We start from the raw sequence: 20,669 nt of genomic DNA, 5'->3' as shown, positions 1-20,669 counted from the left end.
TAACAACCGGTTGCTAAAACAACGAGGCTACTGGATTAAAAAATTCTAACCGCACCACACTCGTCACACTCTGTAACCACAGGCGCATGCTAAGCTGATTACATAGCATGACCGAACAAGCATTAAATCACTGGACGATTGTGCGGGTTATACGAACGCCGCACCGCTAACAAGGTAACGGAGAAGACCATGGCATCACGCCACTCACACAAACAAGCCGGTAGCGCCTTTGGGGTGTCTATCAACATCAATCATACTGGGGCGTTGCGCCGTCAGCTGATCTCGGAGATCACCGATTTAGAGCGTCAAGTTCACGAGCTAAAGCTCGGCGGGCGGGCGGTGGATTTATCCCTAATGGCCTCTTACAACGAGCTAATTGGCAGCCGCCGAGCCTACCTTAAAAAGCTGCCAACCTCTTGGTGCTGGTAATTCGCTAACGTACTTATTACGCTTGTGCCGCGCGCCATTGGCGCAGCGGTAGCACGCGCACCAAAGTGCCATGTTCGACCGTCTCGCCGGCCTTAAGCCACACCAAACAGTCGGCCCCAATAACCGACGACAAGGCCCCCGAACTTTGCTGTGGATGCAGGGTTACGCCTTCATCCGTCATCCGACCACGCAAATACTCATCGCGCCCGCCTGGTTTATTGCGGCTAAAATTGGCGGCAAGCGTGTAAATCTCTAAGTCTGCCGCTTCAGCGCCTTGCATAATCTGCACATAAGGTTCGAGCAACAAGACAAAAGTCACAAACGCCGAGACGGGGTTACCCGGCAAACCGATAAACGGCGTCTCACCTACACGGCCAAACGCCAGCGGCTTGCCGGGCTTAAGTGCCACCCTCCAAATATCCAGCTGCCCCAAAACCTCAACCGCGGGCTTAACAAAATCCGCATCACCCACCGAGACGCCACCGGTCGTCACGATAATGTCCGCGCGCTTGGCCGCTTGGCGCAGCGCCTCGCAAGTCGCCGCTAAGGTGTCGGCAACAGCCGGTAAATACTCCACCTCGGCGCCTAGCTCCGCCAACATGGCCGTCAATAAATAGCGGTTAGAGTTGTAAATCTGCCCGGGCTTGAGCGCCTCGCCGGGCTCGACCAGCTCATCGCCGGTAGCCAGCACCGCCACCTTGAGCGGCGCGTGCACAGCGACTTCTGTTAAGCCAATACTGGCCAGCAGCGCAAGATCCTGCGCTCGCAAGCGGCGACCGGCCTCTAACACCACGCTGCCGGCCGCAATATCCTGCCCCTGAGGGCGGATATTATCGCCCCGCTCAGCCGCTTGGTTGAGGGTGACCTGATCTCCCGTGCGATCGCAGTTTTCTTGAATAACCACCGTATCGGCGCCTGCCGGTAGCTCGGCTCCGGTCAAAATACGCGCGCAGGTACCGGCCGCCAAAGGTTGCGCCACCGAACCCGCACCAATGCGCTGGCTCACAGTTAGTACAGCGCCTAAACGAGCGTCAGCCGCCGCTAAGGCGTAGCCATCCATAGCGCTATTGGCCGCCGGCGGCACATTGATCCCGGCCACGACATCCTGCGCCAAGATACGCCCACAGGCTTGCAGCAAAGGCATCATCTGCGTCGCAGCCACACGCTTTTGCAACTGCAACCGGGCATCGGCGCACAGGCGCTCGCGTGCCTCGGCAACCGCTAACATACCAGCCATTAACGCAACTGCCCGACAAAGTTACAGGGTTGGTGGCGCGCATCCAGCTGGTCGCGAATAATGCCCCACGCCGTTTTGCAAGCACCGGTAGAACCCGGCAGGCAAAAAATCAAAGTGCGATTGGCAAGCCCGGCGGTCGCGCGCGACTGAATCGTCGAGCTGCCGATTTCAGCGAACGATATTTGCCGAAACAACTCGCCAAAGCCCACCACGGTTTTATCAAACAGCGGCGTTACCGCCTCCACCGTGCTATCGCGCCCGGCAAAGCCGGTGCCGCCGGTAATCAGCACCACTTGCGGCTCGGGGGCGGCGATCCAGTTAGAAAGCCTGGCCCGAATTTGGTAGATGTCGTCGGGTACTAAATCGCGGGCAAACAACTGATGACCCGCCTCGCGCAACTGATCGACCAAAGCTTGGCCCGAGGTATCATTAGCCTCGGTGCGGGTGTCGGACACGGTAAGCACACAAATATTCAGGGGGATAAATTCGCTGGAACGGCTCATCGGGGTACTCTGTTGTAGGGGTTTTCTAGTTGTTGTTTAACGGTTTAACCGCCGGTGGTATTCATAAAGCGCACAATTTGCGGCTCATCGGCGGCCACATCAAAGGTGTGCTCTTTGGGTTTAATGGCAATAGCCGCGACAATCGCCTCGTGCAGCTTGGCTTCATCAAGGTCTGGATCGCGGATCACTGCGCGCAAATCGCGACTGTGCTCTTGCCCGAGGCAAAGCAATAAGTTGCCCGTCGCGGTTAAACGCACGCGATTGCAGCTGGCACAAAAGTTATTACTGTGAGGCGAAATAAACCCAATGCGCGAATCGTAACCGGCGTGGCGCCAGTAGCGCGCAGGGCCGCCAGAATCTTCGTCGCTGGGCGTGAGTGGGTAGCGCCGCCCGATAATCCGGCGCAGCTCTGAACTTGAAACAAACTCTTCGGCGCGGCCGTGCTCGGTGATGGCGCCAAGGGGCATTTCCTCAATAAAGCTGATATCCAAGCCGCGCTCTAGGGCAAAGCCCACCAGCGAATCTACCTCTTCGGCGTTGCGATTTTTTAGCGCCACACAGTTAAGCTTAATACGCTTAAAACCCACGGCCTGCGCCGCGGCAATACCCTCTAGCACCGAATTTACATCGCCAAAACGGGTCAGGCTGCGAAAGCGCTCGGGGCTTAAAGTATCCAGCGAGATATTAATACGATCCACCCCCGCGTCTTTTAAGGCTTGGGCGTGTTGCGCCAGATGCGTGCCGTTAGTCGTCAGGCATAACTCGTCGAGCCCATCCAGCGCACCGAGGTTTTGCATAAGCGTAATAATGCCTTTGCGAATCAGCGGCTCGCCGCCGGTAATGCGCAACTTACGCACGCCCATGGCAACAAAGGTGCGGCCCAGCTCGGTTAGCTCTTCAATGCTTAGCACTTCACTGCGCGGCAAAAATGTCATGTCCTCGGCCATGCAGTAAACACAACGCAAATCGCAGCGATCGGTTACCGACATACGTAGGTAGGTAATCTCGCGACCAAAATTATCCACCAGCGGCGCGGCTGATGCAGCACGAGGCGAGGGCGATAATGCGTTGCTATCAATCATAGATTGGCGGAATCCGATGCAGGTGTATTTAGCGTAGCGACTGTCTAGCTTACAGGTATTGTTAAAAGTGTACGCGGCATTCATACCAGGATATAGGGAGCAATTAGCAAACCAACCCGCCAATAATACCCAGATTACCTTTAACCGTCAGCTTACCAGGCCGAGACCTGCCGGCATCGCCCTAGCAAAAGGCAAAAGCACGCACCACTTCGGACACGGACATATCAATTTGGGCCAACACGCACCAAAATAGAACACAGAAAAGTTGCCCATTGCGCGCCGGCATCGTGCATTTTTGCGTGCACATGGCGCCACGGTGGAGCACAGTTAATTTTTATTGGGCCTTCTTACCGCGCAACTTAAAATCTATAAGCCTTTGTTTTTACAGAAATAATCAACCAAAAAAATATTATTGCCGGGCCTTGGCACCGTCTTTGCTCTTATCCCTATCAAGCAGCGCCACAAGACGCTCAAAACCCGTGAACTAGCCAAGAGAAAGTGCCATGCACAACAATCAAACATCCACCCGCGCTCAGATCCATACGCTGATACCGGCCAAAACCCGCCGCGTGCCGGGTAAAGTTTGGCTAGTGGGTGCCGGCCCCGGTGATGCCGAGCTCCTAACGGTTAAAGCTTTACGCTTGATTCAATCAGCCGATATTATTTTTTACGATCAATTAGTCAGCGGCGCCATTCGCGCGCTGTTCCCCAAAAACACCCCAGCGGTGTACGTGGGCAAAGTTAAAAATCACCACTCAGTAGCGCAAGAGGATCTCAACCAAATGTTGGTGGATCACGCCCTAACCGGTCTAACCGTGTGCCGCATTAAAGGCGGCGACCCGTTTATTTTTGGTCGCGGCGGCGAAGAATTATTAACCCTGCGCCAAGCGGGCATCGAGGCCGAGGTGGTACCCGGTATTACCGCCGCCTCTGGCTGCTCAACCTCGGCCGATATTCCGCTGACCCACCGCGGTATCGCGCAGGGCTGCACCCTAGTGACCGGCCACGGCGAAACCACTCTTAACGTCGATTGGCAGGCGCTGGCGGCACTGGAGCATACCCTAGTGTTTTACATGGGCGTCAGCCGCGCCGGACTCATCAGCTCACAATTAACCGGCGCCGGCCTCGCAGGCACGACGCCCGCCGCCATTATCGAAAACGGTTGCCGTAGCAACCAGCGGGTGGTAACCACCACGCTGGCCGAGCTAGCCCAAGCCGTCGACAAACATCAGGTGAAATCACCGGCCATCATTATGGTGGGCCACGTGGTTGACCTGCACAGCCAACTGAACGCGCGAGCTCTGGTTAACAGTCACGCGCTCTGCAACAGCCTAAGCGCGTAAGCACCACGCAACCGAATTTAGTAGAGGATCGTTATGAGTAAGCAACGCATTATCGTAGTAGGCAACGGCATGGTCGGCCACAAATTCATCGACGCGGTCGTCACCAGCGATCAAGCCGATCAATACGAGGTCATCACCTTCTCGGAAGAACCGCGCCTGGCGTACGACCGGGTAAAACTCTCCAGCTATTTCTCGGGCTCCAGCGTCGAAGACCTGATGCTAACCTCGGAGGAAAGCTACAGAAATAGCGGCGTGGTTTACACCCTAAACGATAAGGTGGTCGAAATCGATCACGACGCTCAGACCGTTAAAACAGCGGCGGGCCGTGTCGAAGGCTACGACAAACTGATTCTGGCCACCGGCTCTTATCCGTTTGTACCGCCGATTCCGGGCAAAGATCAGCCCCACTGTTTGGTCTATCGCACCATTGAAGATTTAGAGGCGATCACCGAGTCAGCCAAGCAAAGTAAAACCGGCGTCGTTGTTGGCGGTGGTTTGCTGGGGCTTGAGGCGGCCAACGCACTGCAAAACTTAGGGCTCGACACCCACGTCATCGAATTCGCGCCGCGCTTGATGGCCGTGCAGTTAGACGAAGGCGGCGGCAGCTTATTGCGTCGCAAGATTGAAGAGCTGGGCGTATCGGTACACACCGAGAAAAATACTCAGCAGATTGTCGCCGGTGATGAATGCCGCTATCGCATGGAGTTTGCCGACGGCAGCCATTTAGATACCGACATGATCGTGTTTTCGGCCGGTATTCGCCCACAAGATGAAATCGCCCGCAACAACGGCATCGACATTGGCGAACGCGGCGGTATCACTATCGACAACTATTGCCGCACTTCGGTCAAAGACATTTACGCCATCGGCGAATGTGCCCTGTGGGACAGCAAAATTTTTGGTTTAGTCGCCCCCGGCTACCAAATGGCCAAGGTGGCACTTTCACACATTCAGGGCGGCGACGAGCAGTTTACCGGCGCCGACATGAGCACCAAACTTAAATTACTAGGCGTAGACGTTGCCAGCATCGGCGATGCCCACGCCCGCACCCCAGGCGCGCAAAGCTATACCTTTGAAGATGGCGTTAAAGGCGTTTACAAACGCATGATCATCTCAGAAGACGGCAAAAAATTACTAGGCGCTGTGCTGGTGGGCGAAGCCGAGGCCTACGGGACCTTGCAGCAAATTTGCGTCAACAACATGGACTTGCCCGCCGACCCCGAGCAAATGATTTTGCCGCAAACTGACGGCACTGTCAGCGTAGGTATGGGCGTTGATGCACTGCCCGACACCGCACAATTGTGTAGCTGTCTGGATGTAAGCAAAGGCGACATCGTCGAGGCGGTACAAGGTGGCTGCACCGACATGGGCGGCATTAAGTCTTGCACTGGCGCGACAACCGGCTGCGGCGGCTGTACCGCGCTGGTTAAACAGGTGATGGACAGCGAGCTGGAAAACTTAGGCATCGAAGTAAAAAACGATATCTGCGAGCACTTTGCCTACAGCCGGGTTGAACTGGCCGACATTATCCGCGTGAAAAAAATCGAGAGCTTTGATGAACTGTTACAGAGCCACGGCAACGGTTTAGGTTGTGAGATTTGTAAGCCCGCCATCGGTTCTATTTTGGCGTCTTACTGGAACGAGTATGTCTTGAGTGACAATTTGGTGGGCCTGCAAGACACCAACGATATCTACTTAGGCAACATGCAAAAAGACGGTACTTACTCCGTGGTGCCTCGGGTTGCCGGCGGTGAGATCACCCCCGATAAACTGATTGTATTGGGTGAAGTCGCTAAAAAGTACGACTTATACACCAAAATCACCGGTGGCCAGCGTATCGACTTATTCGGCGCGCAACTGCACGAGCTACCCGAGATTTGGCGCACACTAGTAGACGCCGGCTTTGAAACTGGCCACGCCTACGGTAAATCTTTGCGGACCGTTAAATCGTGTGTCGGTAATACCTGGTGCCGTTACGGCGTACAAGACAGCGTCGGTATGGCCATCGCATTAGAAGATCGCTACAAAGGCTTGCGCTCGCCGCACAAAATTAAATTTGCGGTTTCGGGTTGTACCCGTGAGTGTGCCGAGGCGCAATCAAAAGACATCGGCGTAATCGCCACCGAAAACGGCTGGAACTTATACGTGTGCGGTAATGGCGGTATGCGTCCACGTCACGGCGACTTATTTGCCACCGACCTCGATGACGAAACGCTCGTGAAGTACATCGACCGCGTACTGATGTTTTACATTCGCACCGCCGACCGCCTACAACGCACCTCGGTGTGGCTAGAAAACTTAGAAGGCGGTTTGGACTACCTGCGCGAGGTAGTAATCAACGACAAACTTAATCTGGGCCAAGAGCTCGAAGACGAGATGACCCACAACATTGGCAAATACCAGTGCGAGTGGAAAACCACCATCGAGAGCCCAGAAAAACTTAAGCGTTTTAGTCACTACATTAACGCCGCCGAACCTGACAGCAGCTTGGCATACGTTGCCGAGCGCGGACAAAAGCGTCCGGCCCGTGAAGAAGAGCGTGAAAACCAAATCCCAGCCGTCGAACTGGCGTAGTAACGTGGAGAACACAATGAATACAGCAACTGCAGAAAATACCGACGCCATCTGGGTCAAAGTGTGCGAGAAAAGCGCGTTAGCCCCCGACACTGGTGTGTGTGCCTTGGCCAACGGCCAACAAGTCGCTATTTTTTATTCGCGCCATCTAGACGAGCTGTTCGCGGTGGGCAACTACGACCCCATCGGCAAAGCCTACGTATTATCGCGCGGTCTGATTGGCTCGCAAGGCGAGCGAATTTGCGTCGCATCGCCGTTGTACAAACAACATTTCGATCTGCGCACCGGTGAGTGCCTTGAGGAGGAGGGCGTAAGTATCCCCACTTACGAACTGCGTCTGGAGGACGGCTGGATCAGCGTATTAGCTTAATCATCTTCCCCCGATAGCTTCATGAAATCGGATTTGGGGTAGCCTTTGGGCTACCCCTTTTTTATACCTTCGCTTATAGCGAGGCGTCTAAATCGTTAATCTGGACCGCCTTCAGGGCCACGCCCCGAGTCAAAAAAATCTGGGGTAGGCGGCGGGCCGCTATTGCTTTCACGCCGTGCAGCCACGGCAAACACCCCCCAAATCAGCAGCGCCACCGTAAAAACCACGGCCCCTAGAGGTGCCAGCACATTAAACAGCGCGTTATCTGAGCGCACATCGGTGAATATCCAGCACAGCGCCAGCATAGCCACAATGACAATAAAGGATCTCATCAATAACTCCGTATTATTAGCCACCTTTTGCCTGTATTTTGCGATGCTGGAAAGACTTTGTACACAGACTCACTCCGCCAACCTAGAAATTCATCGATTTGTTGGCATAATAGGCCACGAGCCCCCCTGCAGATAAGGTTAAGGCTCAGCATCGGCAGCTTTTAAGCATTAGAATTACCCAGCGGGCATCACAAGCGTTAATGCAACACCAACTCTACCCGGCGGTTTTTCGCCCGACCATCGTCCGACCCGTTGGTACTAACCGGCGCCATGGCGCCAACACCGGCGGCCATTAAGCGATCGGCTGTTACACCTTGCTCCACTAATGCACCGCGAATACTCTCGGCGCGATCTTCCGATAATTTGATGTTAAGCCCATGATCCCCCGTAGTGTCGGTATGGCCCACTACGTAAAACTGTTGCTCAGGCGCCGACTCTAGGTATGCCACAATAACGTCAAGCGCTTGCTGTGAGCTAGGCAGTAATTCTGCTTTACCGGTGTCAAAGTTTAAGCCGTTCAAAACCACTTTACCTTCGCGGGCGAGGGAGTCTGTCAAGTATTTAGTATTAATACTAACGCGGTCGGTACTTATTTGGCTGGGCTCTACAATATCGTGTACAATTTCAACTTCATCAATGGCGCTACTTTTATAAATATAGATGGATAAGTAAACCTCTTTCTGGCCAACTCCTTTTTTTGCGGTCAACATGCGGTAATCTTCGCGTTCATAAATACTGGTAGCTATCGCACTGCCAAAACGCTCAGTTTGTGATGAACCGCTCCATAGATGTGTTATTTGTTCATCGCCACACGCTTTATGCTCACACTGAAACAGAATCTTAAAGTCAGACTTTTTAAGCGCATTGATATAATTCGCGAATACTTGCAATGTCGACTGATCTTTTGGGGCTGAGTAACCAATTAGGGTCGATTTACCCTTCAGGTCTAGGTACGGGACCTTATCGTTTTTATCGGCGATTCCGGTGGCAAGTCGTACCTCGGCAAACTCAGACTCAAGGTAACGCGTAATAGCGCTACCTTGATAGCGAGATATAATAGGGTGATCTTGACCTGCGTCATCCTCTTTCTTACTTATGGATATAGGGCTAGGCTCGCTGGACTCTTTAATGGCATTAGTATCTACGGTAACTTGACCCAATAATAACGATTCTGGCTCTGTGATTATTTGTACAATCTCGAGGGTGTCGGAGTACTCTTCTTTAATAATCCACTGTAAATAGGTGGGGCTAGAGTCTGGCCCCACTTTGGCCGAGATAAACTGATAGCCGTCCGATGACTGGCTGAAGGCGGAGAAGCTCGACGCTGCACTTGAGATCCATACGGGCTTTAGAAGCCGCCTAGAAAAATCAAAACCACAAGGGTCTTCTGTGTGACAATATAAAAGAACCTCCCCCCCAAGTTTATCGACGGCTTGCTTATAGTTCTCAGCAACCTCAAGGGGTGATCTGCTACCTCCCAATGTGTAAACGTGCATCGTCTGTTTACCAATAACCGCTAGTTTATCAATAGTTTCGTCTTCTTTAAGCTGAGATAACGCTACGTAAGACTCGGTATAATGGGCTTCGCGCTGTTGATATATCTCGGCATCGCCATAGCGAGATACCAACGGGTGATCAGACTCTTCTGCATTGGCCGAACACAAGAGCAGGCCAATTGACAACGTAGTCAAGCCGACTATAAAAGATTTCATTCTACCTTCCTTTGCATAAATTAATATTTTTTTGTGATGGGCATCTCACCTAGAGAGACTGTAAAAAAACAATGGTAGCATGCTTAATAATGAATCCTCGATAATACCCCCTAAATATTAAATCTACGCCACCTGTGGCGTACAGCGGCATATAAGTCAGGATGACAAGGTGTATTTGTGAAAAAGTCGTAATTTTTACGGACGAAGGAATCGATTGCCAAACGGTTTGTTCTTGCCTAGATTTACTATCGCACAGCCATAAAATTTTAATGGCCAAAAACACCATTAGAAACGACCTCTCTAATTTTGGCCTGATAATAATTGCTTGCCATTACCGCCATTGTCGGCCTTCACACTGTTTGGTAAGACTGCCCGAAATCAAGTTGCTGCGATGGCATCTGAGTTGGGTGGTGAAACGGGCAAAACAGCTATTACAGAAGCCAATAAATCGGGTAACGCAGCCGTAAAGAATGCCAAGGAAGAAGTAAATTTAAGTAACTATGATAAAACAGCCACAGCTGGCGGCAAAAGTGGTGGCAGCTAAGTATATAACAAAGGGCTCGACTTCAGATAAAGCGGTCCCATTTTTTCTGTAGAGGTAAGTTAATGAAAAAAATAGCATTCTCGTTATTAGTTTTTGGTGTCGTCACATCCGCTGCATCTATGGCGGATGAAAAACCTTGGAAAAACTCTTTTGACGCTGAGAAAAGTGGCCTCCGCTATCAGCAAGGTAGCTTAGAATTCGAATGCTCTGATGAGGCGATTTACGCAAAATATCTTTCGGCAGGGATAAGCGCTCTTATCAGATTCCAAGGTCTTAAGGTAGAAGATATTAAGGCGGATGAAAGCATTATTAGTGTAGATCCGAACGATGGCGAAGAGACGGTGATGTTCTATGACGATAGTAAGTATTTAAATGGTTCGGTTTCGGGGAGCGATATTCCGAGCGACGTAAAAAGCGCTTTGGCCGACAATGTACGTCGGAACACGACCTTGGTGGCGCTTAAGTATAGGGCTGACTACGAAGGCAAGAGCTTTGGTGATGACTTTCCAGACACTACTCAAAGAGAGGTGTGGGATTTTTGTGTGTCACAGGGCGAAGCCATGCTGAGAAATCATAAAACCTGATTAACTACGATTTAAATGTCGGTGCCCAATGAATCACAAGAGAAGACAGTCAGGTTACGCCACGGTCTTTACTATTGAGTTTTTTGCGGCCATCGCTTTGGCCGTATTCTCGCTATACGATGTCGGTTGGGTCGCTTCAGAACGTATACGCTTGCAAAACACCGCTGACAATACCGTTTACAGTACCGTCAATGTTCAAACCCGCGATTTGAATATGATCGCTATTACCAACCGCGCGATGATCGCCAATCAGGTGGTAATTGGCCAGTATATTGGTTTGGTGTCTTGGTCGAACGAGTTGAATGAGTTTGGAGAAAACTTAGAGACAGTCGGAGATATAGCTCAAGTTATACCTGTTGTCGGTAAATTTATAGAGCGAGCGACAGAGGCCTTAGCACAAGCAACCGGAGCAATGGTCAGTTTTTTTGAAGCTGGTGATTTTATTGTTGATCAAATACAAGAGAGAATAATAGGCGCGCTGAGTGAATTTCAGCGCGTAAATCACGCGTTAACGTTAGGCTCAACCTATTCAGTATATCAAGACGTGCTAAAGAGAAATGACCCCAACGTGTCTTCGAGTGTACTAGGTAACGCCGCAAACATACAAAGTGTATTGGAGTCTTGGGGTGGCGATATAAAACGATTCGATCGTAACAAGGTTGCCAAAGACTCGAATGGCGGGGATAACAGAACAACGCAAAGGTTCACGGAGTTTGCCAACTTAGTGAACGACTCTCGGGATCGGTTTTCAGGTGACCGATCTTATCGGTTTATGGATGAAGGAATATCCAAGCTTAGAGTATGGTTCCAAAAAAATGGCGGATCTGACTTTGTGCCCGTCGAGGTTAATGATGGCGGTAAAACTGTCATTCGCTGGAACTGGACGGCAGCCGACACCCTGTCGTTTTATACGCAAACTCTCAAACTGACAGGGTGGGACAAGGACGAATTACCCATGGGTTGGGGCGCAGCTCACACTTTAAATGAGAAACATGAGAGTAATACGTATAAATACCGAGACCAAAAAGATAGTCATCGTCGGAACTACGATAAAAATAAGTGGACGTCGATAGATTATACCGGCAATGATAATAAACGCTGGTGGGGAAATTCTTGGAGTAACGACAGGGCCGCGACTTTATTACGATACAAGTCTTTTATTGGAAGTGGCAAAAGATATGAAGATAACAATATAAAGAGCACAAAAGGCTTGCGTAATTTTTACGATTTCGAGTCGGATAAAAAAACCGATAGTATTCCTAGCGTTAGTTTGTTTTTAAGTAAAAGTGAAAATAGTATAAGAACACAAAAGACAGTTGACGAATCTATAAATAATTACAACCGAAGTGATCGGTTGACTATCGAGGATGACGGCGGAATCCCAGGTAATAAGTTGTGGGCATCAGCGAGTGCTCAAAGCTTCTTTGCTAGGCCAGATGAGTCACATTATGGTGGTAGAGGGTACTCGTGGAATATAGAGTGGGGTCGTAGCGATAGTTTGCACGAGTACGGCAACCTATATAACCCTTTTTGGCAATCTAGACTTGTCGATGAGTCTAAGCCGATTTTATCGATTCTTACAAGTTCTGGCATTTTATAGTGTGCCGGAATACCGTAAAAGCAATATTATTCGAATGAAAATGTAATGGTGAGGAAAGTATGCAACTCAATCTATCTTTTAAAAAAAATATGGTTAAGTGTTTTATGATTTTTGCTATCACCTATTTTCCCAGTTATTCCCTTGCATTGGACTATCGTCCCCCAGTTAAGAACCCCTATATGGAGAAGTTTCACTGGTCTTTACCCGCCGACATTAGAGCAATGGTGGCGCTAGACTCAGCATCCGAAGAAAAACTTCACACGTGTGTCGGCCAATCTAATGATGTTGGCTCTGGTGCTGAAGGTCTATATGACGAGCATTTTCGGAAAGGTGACAGTATGGAGCTTCTTGCTAAAGATCTCCCTAGGCAAGAAAGGGTTGAGGGCTATAAACCTGAACCAAAAAGAGCGCTTGAGCCTTGGGCTAAGGGTGATTCGACTGAGAATATTTCTAAAATGCTAGTTAAACGAACCTTGGATTTAATGTGGGGGTACTATAAAGACTATGAGAAACCCGCTGCAACTACAGATAAAACCTCAGTAGCACAGCAGGTAATGTGGGATTACTGTTTAACAATACCTAAAGAGCTTTTTGTAGAGTGAATGGTACATATAGTCAAAAGTAGGTGTGAGCGTGAAGCTACACAAAGGAAGTGTGTTAACCGAATTTGTTATTGTGGTCGGCTTTGTGCTTTTATCACTTATCCTGCTCGTGCCCGTTATGTATAAATATATCGAGAGCCGGCAGATGATTGAGCAGGCCGCGCGTTACTCGGTTTGGGAGCGGGTAGCGTATTTTGGGTCGGCTCCCGATGGCAGCGTAGATCCCACCCTTAAAAATCGGATAACATTCATTCGGCTTTTTTAGATAGCTTAGCTTTCCGACCAAATTATATAGGATAGCGATATGCCCTTTATGCTCCAAGGCGTCATTTTTGATCACGACGGCACTCTGGTTGACTCCGAGCGCAAGCACTATCAGCTTTGGGTTACCCTGCTCGCCGAGCATGATATCGACTTTCCCGAGGCCGAGTACAAAGCTCATCTAGCCGGTGTACCCACCCACTTTAATGCCGAGTATTTAGTCGCTCATTACCCATTGCCAATGTCGGCAAAGGCGCTATTTGCCCAGCGCGAACGCCTGACTCAGGAAGCTTTTGGCAAACACCCCTGCCCGTTAATACCCGGCGCTCGTGAATTGGTCGAGTGGGTTGCAAGTAAATCATTAAAAATGGCCATCGCCACGGGCGCCGCACCACTCGAGGTGCAGCCAACCCTGAGCCATTACGACTTTGGCCGCTACTTTCCCATTGTTGCCACCCGCGACGATGTTATCAACGCCAAACCGGCTCCCGATGTCTACCTCCACGCCCTCAAACACATGGGGATCGGCGCCGACACCGGCATCGCGATTGAAGACAGCCCCACCGGTTTGCGCTCGGCTCTGGCCGCCGGACTGCCCTGCATCGTCGTTCAAAACGAGTATTCTCGCGGCTTAGATTTTAGTGGTGCCACCGTCGTACTCGACTCTATGCAAGAGGCACAAGAGTGGCTCGCCCAGCGCTATAGCTTGTAAAGTTTTCAACTCATGCGCAGATACCGCAAGCGCGTACACCCGTCTTTTTACCCCCGCTTCGCCATAAGCCGCCACTAGCACCCACTAACCGTGGCGCTTATGATTTTTCACACCGATCTCGCCATTGTGGTTCAACCTTTGCAACCTACCTCACACGCGGTTAAACCGCCTAAGCCAACCCCTTTAATGAAAGGTGAACGGAGGTTTGTATGAGTTATTCACTCAAAGGTAAACGAGTTGCTATTTTAGCGGCCAACGGTTTTGAAGAGTCCGAGCTGCAGTCCCCGCGCCAAACGTTAAAAGCGGCAGGCGTTGAAGTGGATATCGTATCGCCCGAAGACAGTCAGGTAAAAGCGTGGGCAAAAACCGACTGGGGCGACGATTACCCCGTGGATCGCGCGCTTGGAGAGGCCAACGCCGATGACTACGACATGCTGGTTATTCCCGGTGGACTGTATAACCCGGACGCCTTGCGCGTAAATAAAAAAGCATTGACGTTTACTCGCCACTTTTTTGAGCAACACAAACCCGTCGGCGCCATTTGCCACGGGCCGTGGGTATTGGTCAGTGCGGGTGTGGTCGGAGGTCGAGACCTGACTTCCTACCCTTCCATCAAAGACGACCTAGTTAACGCTGGCGCCAACTGGCACGACCAAGAAGTAGTGTGCGACAGCGGCTTAGTAACCAGCCGCAGCCCTGCCGACTTGGAGGCCTTCAACAATAAGTTGATTGAAGAGCTCGCCGAAGGCAAGCACAAGCGCCAAGTGGCGTAATCCAACATGCGCGCGTGACATTGACCGAATGGCCCACTCAGCCTACCACCAGATGCCGCGCGCGCATTTTTACTAATGCTTTATTAATCTGTAACTCTCAGGAACAACAAGAAAAGGAAATATTATGGACATTATTCGTTTAATACTCTCAATTTTACTGCCGCCCGTTGGGGTATTTTTACAGGTAGGGCTTGGCCTGCATTTTTGGCTGAACATCTTACTGACGTTATGCGGCTATCTTCCCGGTATTATTCACGCCGTTTGGATTATTGCGCGGAAATAAGTCCTGCAGTCGTTATTGAGTTTTTAATTGCGGTGTACTCCCCCCACTTTAAACAGCCTTGGATTATTGGGGGGATTACAGGCGCATTACCAATTCGCACATTCGGCATCGCTTTAAATAGCTCAATGAAATAATCTTCGTAGCTCGGCGTTTGCGCACGTGCAGGACTCGATAGGCCTAATCCAAAGTGTGCTTAAAGCTAGGCAAACCTTCTCCAGTTTCGCTGCCTAGGCCGTAATCAAGGAAGTAAAGCTCCACACTCGAAGAGTATGGCTTTGAATTTTCCCTAAAATGGGATGTTAAGAACTCCCCATTAGAACTATTTCTCCAAATATTTAAAATGTAATCGATAATGTGACGCACGTCACATATCTATCAAAACGTTACTATAATAACCCGAAACAATGTAACCGTATACATTTTTCGTCATACAATCCTCTTCTTTAGTACATTGCAACGCCATAAATTATAAATTAAAGGACTATGCACCATGAAAGGTTTTCCCTTCGCTTTGATAATTTCTTTGTTTGCTTCTTATGTTTTTGCCGACTCGATACCTGAAGTAACGGTTACTGGAAACAAAACCGCAGGGAGTTATGCTGAGGACTATAACTGGTCTTACTATCAGGCGAATAAATATTACGCGGAACAGGCACGAAGACAAAATGCGGCGCGAGCAGCAGCACATTCGCAAGCAAGACAAGAAGCAGAAGCACGTAAGAAGTATGAAAAGTGCAAGGCAGTTGCTACGGTAAACCACCGGTTTTGTATGGATACGCTGCACAAAAACAACCGAAAAGCGGTAGAATTCTGTAATAATTTTAGCTTGGGCTTGTCGGTTACTACCATTAATCCGCTAGTCTCCGGTATGGTGGATGCTAACGTCGGCGTTTGTAGAAGTACACGAGCTGCACGCTACTTGGAGTTTCAGTCAGGGTGCGATCTTGATTTGAGTCTAGATAACCTAGCATGTACAGATCACCTGTAGCTGTATGGATGACGATGTTCGAATGGAGAAATTCAAAGTATGAAGAATATTTCAACGATCTACGTTGGTGTCGGTCTGATTTGTGTCGTTTTGACAGCTTACCTCTATAGCCAGAACGCTGACGTAAAAAGTGGTACATCGAAAAAGCCAGCTGTCGTAGAGAACAACACATCGTCTAGTGCTGGCTATACGCGCGAGCTTGATGATAGTGCAGGGCCGAGTGCGAAGGCTCAGTCAGAACAGGCTATTATTGAGAGCCAAGACGGCGCTGAGCATAGCGAAGAAGCACTCAATAGGGCAATGGAAAACCAAGCTTCACTGAATGAGCAGCATGGCTACTTTGATGATGTTGAGCTAAAGACTTACGATGGCTATAGCGATGAAACCTTGCGTTCATTAGGTGACGCTGGAGACATTAGAGCGTTAATAAAGTTGTCAGACCGACATGTCCGGCGCTTAGATTTCGATAAAGAAAGCGATGTTTTAATGGAGGCGGCGGCCAGAGGCGCGACCTCCGCTTTGGTAACCAGGGCTATATCGATATCCTCTCGGCTGAAGGCGGAGCTTTACGACGAGAACGCGGCTAAGGAAGCGGCTTACGACGTACTTGCTCTATGTGCCGTGTCTTCAAAAATGGGGAATGATATAGGACTTCGGGACTTTCGAAGGGGGTTTGTTGATGATACCAACTTCGTTTTTACAGAAGACAATAAAAAAATTATTGACCGCCGAGCCGCATCTATTTATAAGGATCTCAACAAGAAAAGGCGTGAGCTTGGTTTAAATTCTTTTGATAGCTAGAGTTAAGTTGATAGGGTGAAATCAATGAAATATGCAAGTTTATGAAACATTAAACCTTGCTTCAGCTCTGGCGGCTTATAAGAGTATCGGGGCTAGGCCTGTGCGGCACTTACTTAACTGCTAACCGCTTAATATACACATAGAAAAACTGGTTCAATATTAAGTATCCTACCGAAGGAGAGTATTCCGCATTCCTTGGTAAAGTCCCTTTACGTTTATTATAAGAGTTTCTAGATAAATAAAAGGCGCCGAGCTTGTCGTCGGCGCCTTACAGAATTTCTATTATTCTGTTGCTGAATCTGGCTCAGCTTCCGTTTCAGATTGGGCCTTTTCTAAAATAGCCTGTAGCTCAGCCTGATGCTCTTGGGCGATTCTCATACCAATTTGACTGCCCTCTTGAAACAATTGAGGCATTACTTCAATGGCTTTTTGCCCTACCGGTGTCTCGTAAAACTCAATCAGCTTTTTGATTTCGTCATCGGTAAAGTATTTACGATAAATCTCCGCCATGTCGTCTTTCATGGCATCCCACGTAAAGTATTTCGTGGTCCAGGCTTGGATATCATCGCGATGTGGTTCAAGCGCGGGGTTAGATGAGACGATCATAGTCACCATTTGCGTTGACATCTGATCCATTTGATCTTTGCTGCCCACTAAATCCATTAATTCATAAACGGGTTCGGCCGCTTGGGTGGACATGCATAAAGTCATCAGGGCGGCGGCAAGTAGTTTTTTCATTGCATTCTATCCATAAGTTGCAGATGGCTGAAACATGCTCACTGTCCCCCCAAGGGGCGCATTCGTTAGCGTTATCAGACACCTTGTCGTGAGTGTGACAAGCCGCACAGGGCTGCCACGTTAAAAAAACGCGGTGCAGTTATAGCATATTTAGCCATCGCTTAGGTAACCAGCCGGCACAAATACGCCAGAACTCCCCGTTAGGATTGGCAAACGGTGCAGTACACTGTCGTACGCTGGCCTAATCGCACCTCTTTAAGGGGCTTTTGGCACTGCACGCAGGGCTCCCCACCACGGCCATAGGCCAATAACTGTTGTTTAAAGTAACCCGGTTTACCATCACCACCGACAAAGTCCCGCAGCGTTGTTCCACCTTGCTCGATAGAACGCGCGAGAACAAATTTTACACGCTCCACCAACGCTTGGTACTGATGTCGGGTTATGGTTCCCGCCTTGCGAATGGGTTTAATACCGGCCATAAACAAAGCCTCGTTGGCATAAATATTACCCACACCTACCACTACTTTGCTGTCCATTAAAAATTGTTTGATATTCTGCGTGCGCTTACGGCTGCGCTGAAACAGGTATTCTCCGGTAAACTCATCACTTAAAGGCTCAGGCCCGAGATGCGCTAAAAGTGCGTGCTCAGTAACATCCCCTGGCTGCCACAAAATCGAGCCAAAGCGACGCGGGTCGTGATAGCGCAGCAAATTGCGGCCAAATATAATATCGACATGGTCGTGCAGCGCCGCCGGGGTACCTACCGGCACAATTCGCAAACTACCCGACATTCCCAAGTGGATCATCAAAGTACCATTGGCAAACGCGAGCAACAGATACTTACCCCGGCGCGATGCACTCACTAAGCTTTGCCCCACCAACAACCCGTGCAACTCTGGGGGGACCGGCCAGCGCAAGCGCGGCTCGCGCACGACCACGCCGGCAACGGCGCGCCCCATAATATGCGGCGACACGCCGCGCAGAGTAGTTTCGACTTCGGGTAATTCAGGCATAGGGCACGAGCATCTCAGAGAATAACGCTGGGGTTAATGGGCAGCGGCTATTGGGCCAAAAAAACACGCCGCCGTAAACTCCCCCCACTATCGCTAGAGTATCCTAGGCAAGCAATACCCGAGTTTACACTCGCCCCTTACCGCAGCGCCGCTCGCCCCTTACAATAGCGACTTTGTCCTCTTAAAAGACTGGCGTATTTATGCTGTTAGGTGTTGATACCGGCGGAACCTTTACCGACTTTGTACTCGCGCGCGATGGCCGCTTGCACATCCACAAAGTGCTCTCTACCCCGGAGGCCCCAGAGCGGGCGATTTTGCAGGGCATTGCCGAGCTTGGAGTAGCCCAGGCCGCCACACGGGGCCAACTAACGGTAATTCACGGCAGTACCGTGGCCACCAACGCGGCGCTCGAGCGCAAAGGCGTTCATACCCTGTACGTGACGAATCGCGGTTGTGCCGATTTACTCAGTATTGGCCGCCAAACCCGCGATCAGTTATACAATTTGCAGCCTCAGGCGCGTGAGGTACCAGTGGCACCGCAAGATTGTCTAGAGGTCGATTGCCGCCTAAGCGCCACGGGCGAGCCGATAACCGAGCTTATTCAGGCAGACATTGATCGCCTGCAGGCCGCTATCGCCGAGCGCCAACCCGCCGCCGTCGCCATTAACTTGTTGTTCTCCTTTATCGATGATCGCGACGAAAAACGCCTGCAAGCGGCTTGCCCCAATACCGTTTTCACCAGCCGATCGTCATTTGTGCTGCCCGAGTACCGCGAGTATGAGCGCGGCATCGCCACCTGGCTTAATGCCTATCTTGGCCCTAAAGTGCAGGGCTATCTAACACGGCTGCAGGAGGGCATCAGCCCCTGCCCACTGGGAGTGATGCAATCTTCCGGCGGCACCATCGATGCCGCTCAAGCTGGTGATCGCGCCGTTAACTTGCTGTTATCCGGCCCCGCCGGCGGTTTGGCGGCTGCCGCCCACTTGGCGCAACTTGTGGGCAACAACGGTCAACCCGAAAAGCTGCTTACCTTCGATATGGGCGGCACCTCGACAGACGTGGCGCTGGTGGATGGCGAGCTGCAATTAACCAGCGAAGGAAAACTCGGCCCCTACCCGGTAGCCGTGCCCATGGTCGATATGCATACCATTGGCGCCGGTGGCGGCTCCGAGGCACATATTGATGCCGGCGGATTGCTGCAAGTGGGGCCAGAATCGGCCGGCGCCGACCCCGGTCCCGCCTGCTACGGCAAGGGCGGCACCCGCGCCACCGTCACCGATGCCAATGCGGTGCTGGGCCGACTGCGGCCAGAGTTTTTCTTAGGCGGCGCTATGTCGCTCGATTGCGCCGCCGCCGAGGGAGCGATTGATGCGATCGCCGCGCCTTTGGGTTTGTCGCGTATAGCCGCCGCTGCGGGTATTATTCAGCTGGCAAACGAACGTATGGTCAGCGCTTTGCGGGTCATGTCCGTGCAGCGCGGTCGCGACCCGCGCGAATTTAGCTTGTGTTGCTTTGGCGGCGCCGGAGGGCTACACGTTTGTGCCTTAGCCGATGAGCTGGGCACCACTCGTGCCTTGGTACCAATGCACGGCGGCGTGCTATCAGCACTGGGAATGCTAGTCGCACCGCGCGAGAGACAATTATCGCGCACGTTAGCCACGCGGGTTAGCGAGTGTGACGCCAACCATATCGACGCTTTAATAGACGAGCTAAGCCGGGACGGCACCGAACAGCTAATTCGCGAGGGCGCTCAGCCTGAGTACATCCGTACCCAAGTAAGCCTGGATCTGCGCTATCACGGCCAAAGCTTTACCTTAAACCGGCCTTTTGTCCCACTGAGCCGCGTCAGCGATGAGTTTCATGCAGCTCACGCCCAGCGTTACGGCCATCAACTGGATATCCCGGTAGAGCTGGTCAATGTGCGGGTGCGGGTGAGCACGACCAGCAACGCTCCGTCGCTACCCCGAGTAACCGCACAAGCCACTATAGAGCCGGAATACACAGTAGATTTAGCCGAGCTCGGGCCAACCCCCGTTTACTTGCGCCAAAACCTCGGACTAGAAACCCGGCTAACCGGCCCCGCGCTTATTTGCGAGCAAGTCTCGACCACGCTGTTAGCAGCAAACTGGCACGCAAGGGTAGATGCCTACGGTAACTTGCACCTAAACAAAGGTTGACTCGTCTTGCG

At 51.1% G+C, this 20,669-nt stretch carries 21 protein-coding genes; 14 read left to right on the top strand and 7 right to left on the bottom strand.

Annotated elements, in window-relative coordinates; all coding sequences use genetic code 11:
* The first annotated feature begins 189 nt into the window (after window positions 1-189).
* Window positions 190-429: a hypothetical protein gene (locus AACY82_RS09800; protein ID WP_339616629.1), complete on the top strand. Its 240-nt coding sequence runs from the start codon at window positions 190-192 to the stop codon at window positions 427-429.
* 16 nt (window positions 430-445) lie between these two features.
* Here the strand turns inward: AACY82_RS09800 and glp are convergent, their stop codons facing one another.
* From glp to moaA, 3 genes are read right to left on the bottom strand one after another with little or no spacing between them, the layout of a single operon-like run.
* Window positions 446-1,666, bottom strand: a complete 1,221-nt coding sequence (gene glp / locus AACY82_RS09795; RefSeq protein WP_339616628.1) for a gephyrin-like molybdotransferase Glp — start codon at window positions 1,664-1,666, stop codon at window positions 446-448.
* Entirely contained in the window at window positions 1,666-2,169 is a 504-nt protein-coding gene (gene moaB, locus AACY82_RS09790) for a molybdenum cofactor biosynthesis protein B (protein ID WP_339616627.1), read from the bottom strand. The genes glp and moaB overlap by 1 nt, the downstream gene beginning before the upstream one ends.
* Before the next feature lie 44 nt (window positions 2,170-2,213).
* A complete protein-coding gene (gene moaA / locus AACY82_RS09785; RefSeq protein ID WP_339616626.1) occupies window positions 2,214-3,251 on the bottom strand; it encodes a GTP 3',8-cyclase MoaA in 1,038 nt (345 codons plus the stop codon).
* 503 nt (window positions 3,252-3,754) lie between these two features.
* Here moaA and cobA point away from each other — a divergent pair.
* The 3 genes from cobA to nirD are packed head-to-tail and all read left to right on the top strand — an operon-like array spanning window position 3,755 to window position 7,538.
* Window positions 3,755-4,594: a uroporphyrinogen-III C-methyltransferase gene (gene cobA, locus AACY82_RS09780; protein ID WP_339616625.1), complete on the top strand. Its 840-nt coding sequence runs from the start codon at window positions 3,755-3,757 to the stop codon at window positions 4,592-4,594.
* Window positions 4,595-4,627: 33 nt separating this feature from the next.
* Complete coding sequence (nirB, locus tag AACY82_RS09775; protein WP_339616624.1) at window positions 4,628-7,168, top strand: nitrite reductase large subunit NirB; 2,541 nt, start codon at window positions 4,628-4,630, stop codon at window positions 7,166-7,168.
* 16 nt (window positions 7,169-7,184) lie between these two features.
* On the top strand, window positions 7,185-7,538 hold the full coding sequence (gene nirD / locus AACY82_RS09770; protein ID WP_339616623.1) for a nitrite reductase small subunit NirD: 354 nt from the start codon (window positions 7,185-7,187) through the stop codon (window positions 7,536-7,538).
* 95 nt (window positions 7,539-7,633) lie between these two features.
* On the opposite strand, the gene AACY82_RS09765 is transcribed toward nirD, so the two are convergent.
* Together AACY82_RS09765 and AACY82_RS09760 are read right to left on the bottom strand one after the other, a co-directional pair.
* Window positions 7,634-7,870 (bottom strand): hypothetical protein, encoded by a 237-nt coding sequence (locus tag AACY82_RS09765; RefSeq protein WP_339616622.1) that lies wholly within the window; start codon window positions 7,868-7,870, stop codon window positions 7,634-7,636.
* 197 nt (window positions 7,871-8,067) lie between these two features.
* Window positions 8,068-9,582 carry an OmpA family protein gene (locus tag AACY82_RS09760; protein ID WP_339616621.1) on the bottom strand — a complete coding sequence of 505 codons (1,515 nt, stop codon included), beginning with the start codon at window positions 9,580-9,582 and terminating at the stop codon, window positions 8,068-8,070.
* A 391-nt stretch (window positions 9,583-9,973) separates the two neighbouring features.
* On the opposite strand from AACY82_RS09760, the gene AACY82_RS09755 reads away from it, so the two are divergent.
* The 9 genes from AACY82_RS09755 (at window position 9,974) to AACY82_RS09715 (ending at window position 16,730) form a co-directional block, all read left to right on the top strand.
* Entirely contained in the window at window positions 9,974-10,126 is a 153-nt protein-coding gene (locus tag AACY82_RS09755; protein ID WP_339616620.1) for a hypothetical protein, read from the top strand.
* 62 nt (window positions 10,127-10,188) lie between these two features.
* On the top strand, window positions 10,189-10,710 hold the full coding sequence (locus tag AACY82_RS09750; RefSeq protein ID WP_339616619.1) for a hypothetical protein: 522 nt from the start codon (window positions 10,189-10,191) through the stop codon (window positions 10,708-10,710).
* 28 nt (window positions 10,711-10,738) lie between these two features.
* Entirely contained in the window at window positions 10,739-12,310 is a 1,572-nt protein-coding gene (locus tag AACY82_RS09745) for a Tad domain-containing protein (RefSeq protein WP_339616618.1), read from the top strand.
* Between the two features lie 59 nt (window positions 12,311-12,369).
* Window positions 12,370-12,912 (top strand): hypothetical protein, encoded by a 543-nt coding sequence (locus tag AACY82_RS09740; protein ID WP_339616617.1) that lies wholly within the window; start codon window positions 12,370-12,372, stop codon window positions 12,910-12,912.
* A 304-nt stretch (window positions 12,913-13,216) separates the two neighbouring features.
* A complete protein-coding gene (locus AACY82_RS09735) occupies window positions 13,217-13,885 on the top strand; it encodes an HAD family phosphatase (RefSeq protein ID WP_339616616.1) in 669 nt (222 codons plus the stop codon).
* Window positions 13,886-14,094: 209 nt separating this feature from the next.
* Entirely contained in the window at window positions 14,095-14,658 is a 564-nt protein-coding gene (locus AACY82_RS09730) for a type 1 glutamine amidotransferase domain-containing protein (protein WP_339616615.1), read from the top strand.
* Between the two features lie 124 nt (window positions 14,659-14,782).
* Window positions 14,783-14,941 (top strand): YqaE/Pmp3 family membrane protein, encoded by a 159-nt coding sequence (locus tag AACY82_RS09725; RefSeq protein WP_339616614.1) that lies wholly within the window; start codon window positions 14,783-14,785, stop codon window positions 14,939-14,941.
* 490 nt (window positions 14,942-15,431) lie between these two features.
* Complete coding sequence (locus tag AACY82_RS09720) at window positions 15,432-15,929, top strand: hypothetical protein (protein WP_339616613.1); 498 nt, start codon at window positions 15,432-15,434, stop codon at window positions 15,927-15,929.
* A 39-nt stretch (window positions 15,930-15,968) separates the two neighbouring features.
* Window positions 15,969-16,730 (top strand): hypothetical protein, encoded by a 762-nt coding sequence (locus AACY82_RS09715; RefSeq protein WP_339616612.1) that lies wholly within the window; start codon window positions 15,969-15,971, stop codon window positions 16,728-16,730.
* A 282-nt stretch (window positions 16,731-17,012) separates the two neighbouring features.
* On the opposite strand, the gene AACY82_RS09710 is transcribed toward AACY82_RS09715, so the two are convergent.
* Together AACY82_RS09710 and mutM are read right to left on the bottom strand one after the other, a co-directional pair.
* On the bottom strand, window positions 17,013-17,468 hold the full coding sequence (locus tag AACY82_RS09710) for a DUF2059 domain-containing protein (RefSeq protein WP_339616611.1): 456 nt from the start codon (window positions 17,466-17,468) through the stop codon (window positions 17,013-17,015).
* A gap of 200 nt (window positions 17,469-17,668) precedes the next feature.
* Window positions 17,669-18,481 carry a bifunctional DNA-formamidopyrimidine glycosylase/DNA-(apurinic or apyrimidinic site) lyase gene (gene mutM / locus AACY82_RS09705; RefSeq protein ID WP_339616610.1) on the bottom strand — a complete coding sequence of 271 codons (813 nt, stop codon included), beginning with the start codon at window positions 18,479-18,481 and terminating at the stop codon, window positions 17,669-17,671.
* Between the two features lie 200 nt (window positions 18,482-18,681).
* Here mutM and AACY82_RS09700 point away from each other — a divergent pair, with 200 nt between their 5' ends.
* A complete protein-coding gene (locus AACY82_RS09700) occupies window positions 18,682-20,658 on the top strand; it encodes a hydantoinase/oxoprolinase family protein (protein ID WP_339616609.1) in 1,977 nt (658 codons plus the stop codon).
* Window positions 20,659-20,669 lie beyond the last annotated feature (11 nt).

This window comes from uncultured Gilvimarinus sp., assembly GCF_963972205.1.
In the GTDB taxonomy this organism is placed as follows: Bacteria; Pseudomonadota; Gammaproteobacteria; order Pseudomonadales; family Cellvibrionaceae; genus Gilvimarinus; species Gilvimarinus japonicus.
The sequence above is the reverse complement of the archived record's forward strand: the minus strand, read 5'-3'. Positions and strand labels throughout refer to the sequence as shown.

Excerpts from the sequence above, each read along its gene's own strand:
- AACY82_RS09800 (WP_339616629.1), top strand. The coding sequence starts at position 190 with ATGGCATCACGCCACTCACACAAACAAGCCGGTAGCGCCTTTGGGGTG.
- glp (WP_339616628.1), bottom strand. The coding sequence starts at position 1,666 with ATGGCTGGTATGTTAGCGGTTGCCGAGGCACGCGAGCGCCTGTGCGCC.
- moaB (WP_339616627.1), bottom strand. The coding sequence starts at position 2,169 with ATGAGCCGTTCCAGCGAATTTATCCCCCTGAATATTTGTGTGCTTACC.
- moaA (WP_339616626.1), bottom strand. The coding sequence starts at position 3,251 with ATGATTGATAGCAACGCATTATCGCCCTCGCCTCGTGCTGCATCAGCC.
- cobA (WP_339616625.1), top strand. The coding sequence starts at position 3,755 with ATGCACAACAATCAAACATCCACCCGCGCTCAGATCCATACGCTGATA.
- nirB (WP_339616624.1), top strand. The coding sequence starts at position 4,628 with ATGAGTAAGCAACGCATTATCGTAGTAGGCAACGGCATGGTCGGCCAC.
- nirD (WP_339616623.1), top strand. The coding sequence starts at position 7,185 with ATGAATACAGCAACTGCAGAAAATACCGACGCCATCTGGGTCAAAGTG.
- AACY82_RS09765 (WP_339616622.1), bottom strand. The coding sequence starts at position 7,870 with ATGAGATCCTTTATTGTCATTGTGGCTATGCTGGCGCTGTGCTGGATA.
- AACY82_RS09760 (WP_339616621.1), bottom strand. The coding sequence starts at position 9,582 with ATGAAATCTTTTATAGTCGGCTTGACTACGTTGTCAATTGGCCTGCTC.
- AACY82_RS09755 (WP_339616620.1), top strand. The coding sequence starts at position 9,974 with ATGGCATCTGAGTTGGGTGGTGAAACGGGCAAAACAGCTATTACAGAA.
- AACY82_RS09750 (WP_339616619.1), top strand. The coding sequence starts at position 10,189 with ATGAAAAAAATAGCATTCTCGTTATTAGTTTTTGGTGTCGTCACATCC.
- AACY82_RS09745 (WP_339616618.1), top strand. The coding sequence starts at position 10,739 with ATGAATCACAAGAGAAGACAGTCAGGTTACGCCACGGTCTTTACTATT.
- AACY82_RS09740 (WP_339616617.1), top strand. The coding sequence starts at position 12,370 with ATGCAACTCAATCTATCTTTTAAAAAAAATATGGTTAAGTGTTTTATG.
- AACY82_RS09735 (WP_339616616.1), top strand. The coding sequence starts at position 13,217 with ATGCCCTTTATGCTCCAAGGCGTCATTTTTGATCACGACGGCACTCTG.
- AACY82_RS09730 (WP_339616615.1), top strand. The coding sequence starts at position 14,095 with ATGAGTTATTCACTCAAAGGTAAACGAGTTGCTATTTTAGCGGCCAAC.
- AACY82_RS09725 (WP_339616614.1), top strand. The coding sequence starts at position 14,783 with ATGGACATTATTCGTTTAATACTCTCAATTTTACTGCCGCCCGTTGGG.
- AACY82_RS09720 (WP_339616613.1), top strand. The coding sequence starts at position 15,432 with ATGAAAGGTTTTCCCTTCGCTTTGATAATTTCTTTGTTTGCTTCTTAT.
- AACY82_RS09715 (WP_339616612.1), top strand. The coding sequence starts at position 15,969 with ATGAAGAATATTTCAACGATCTACGTTGGTGTCGGTCTGATTTGTGTC.
- AACY82_RS09710 (WP_339616611.1), bottom strand. The coding sequence starts at position 17,468 with ATGAAAAAACTACTTGCCGCCGCCCTGATGACTTTATGCATGTCCACC.
- mutM (WP_339616610.1), bottom strand. The coding sequence starts at position 18,481 with ATGCCTGAATTACCCGAAGTCGAAACTACTCTGCGCGGCGTGTCGCCG.
- AACY82_RS09700 (WP_339616609.1), top strand. The coding sequence starts at position 18,682 with ATGCTGTTAGGTGTTGATACCGGCGGAACCTTTACCGACTTTGTACTC.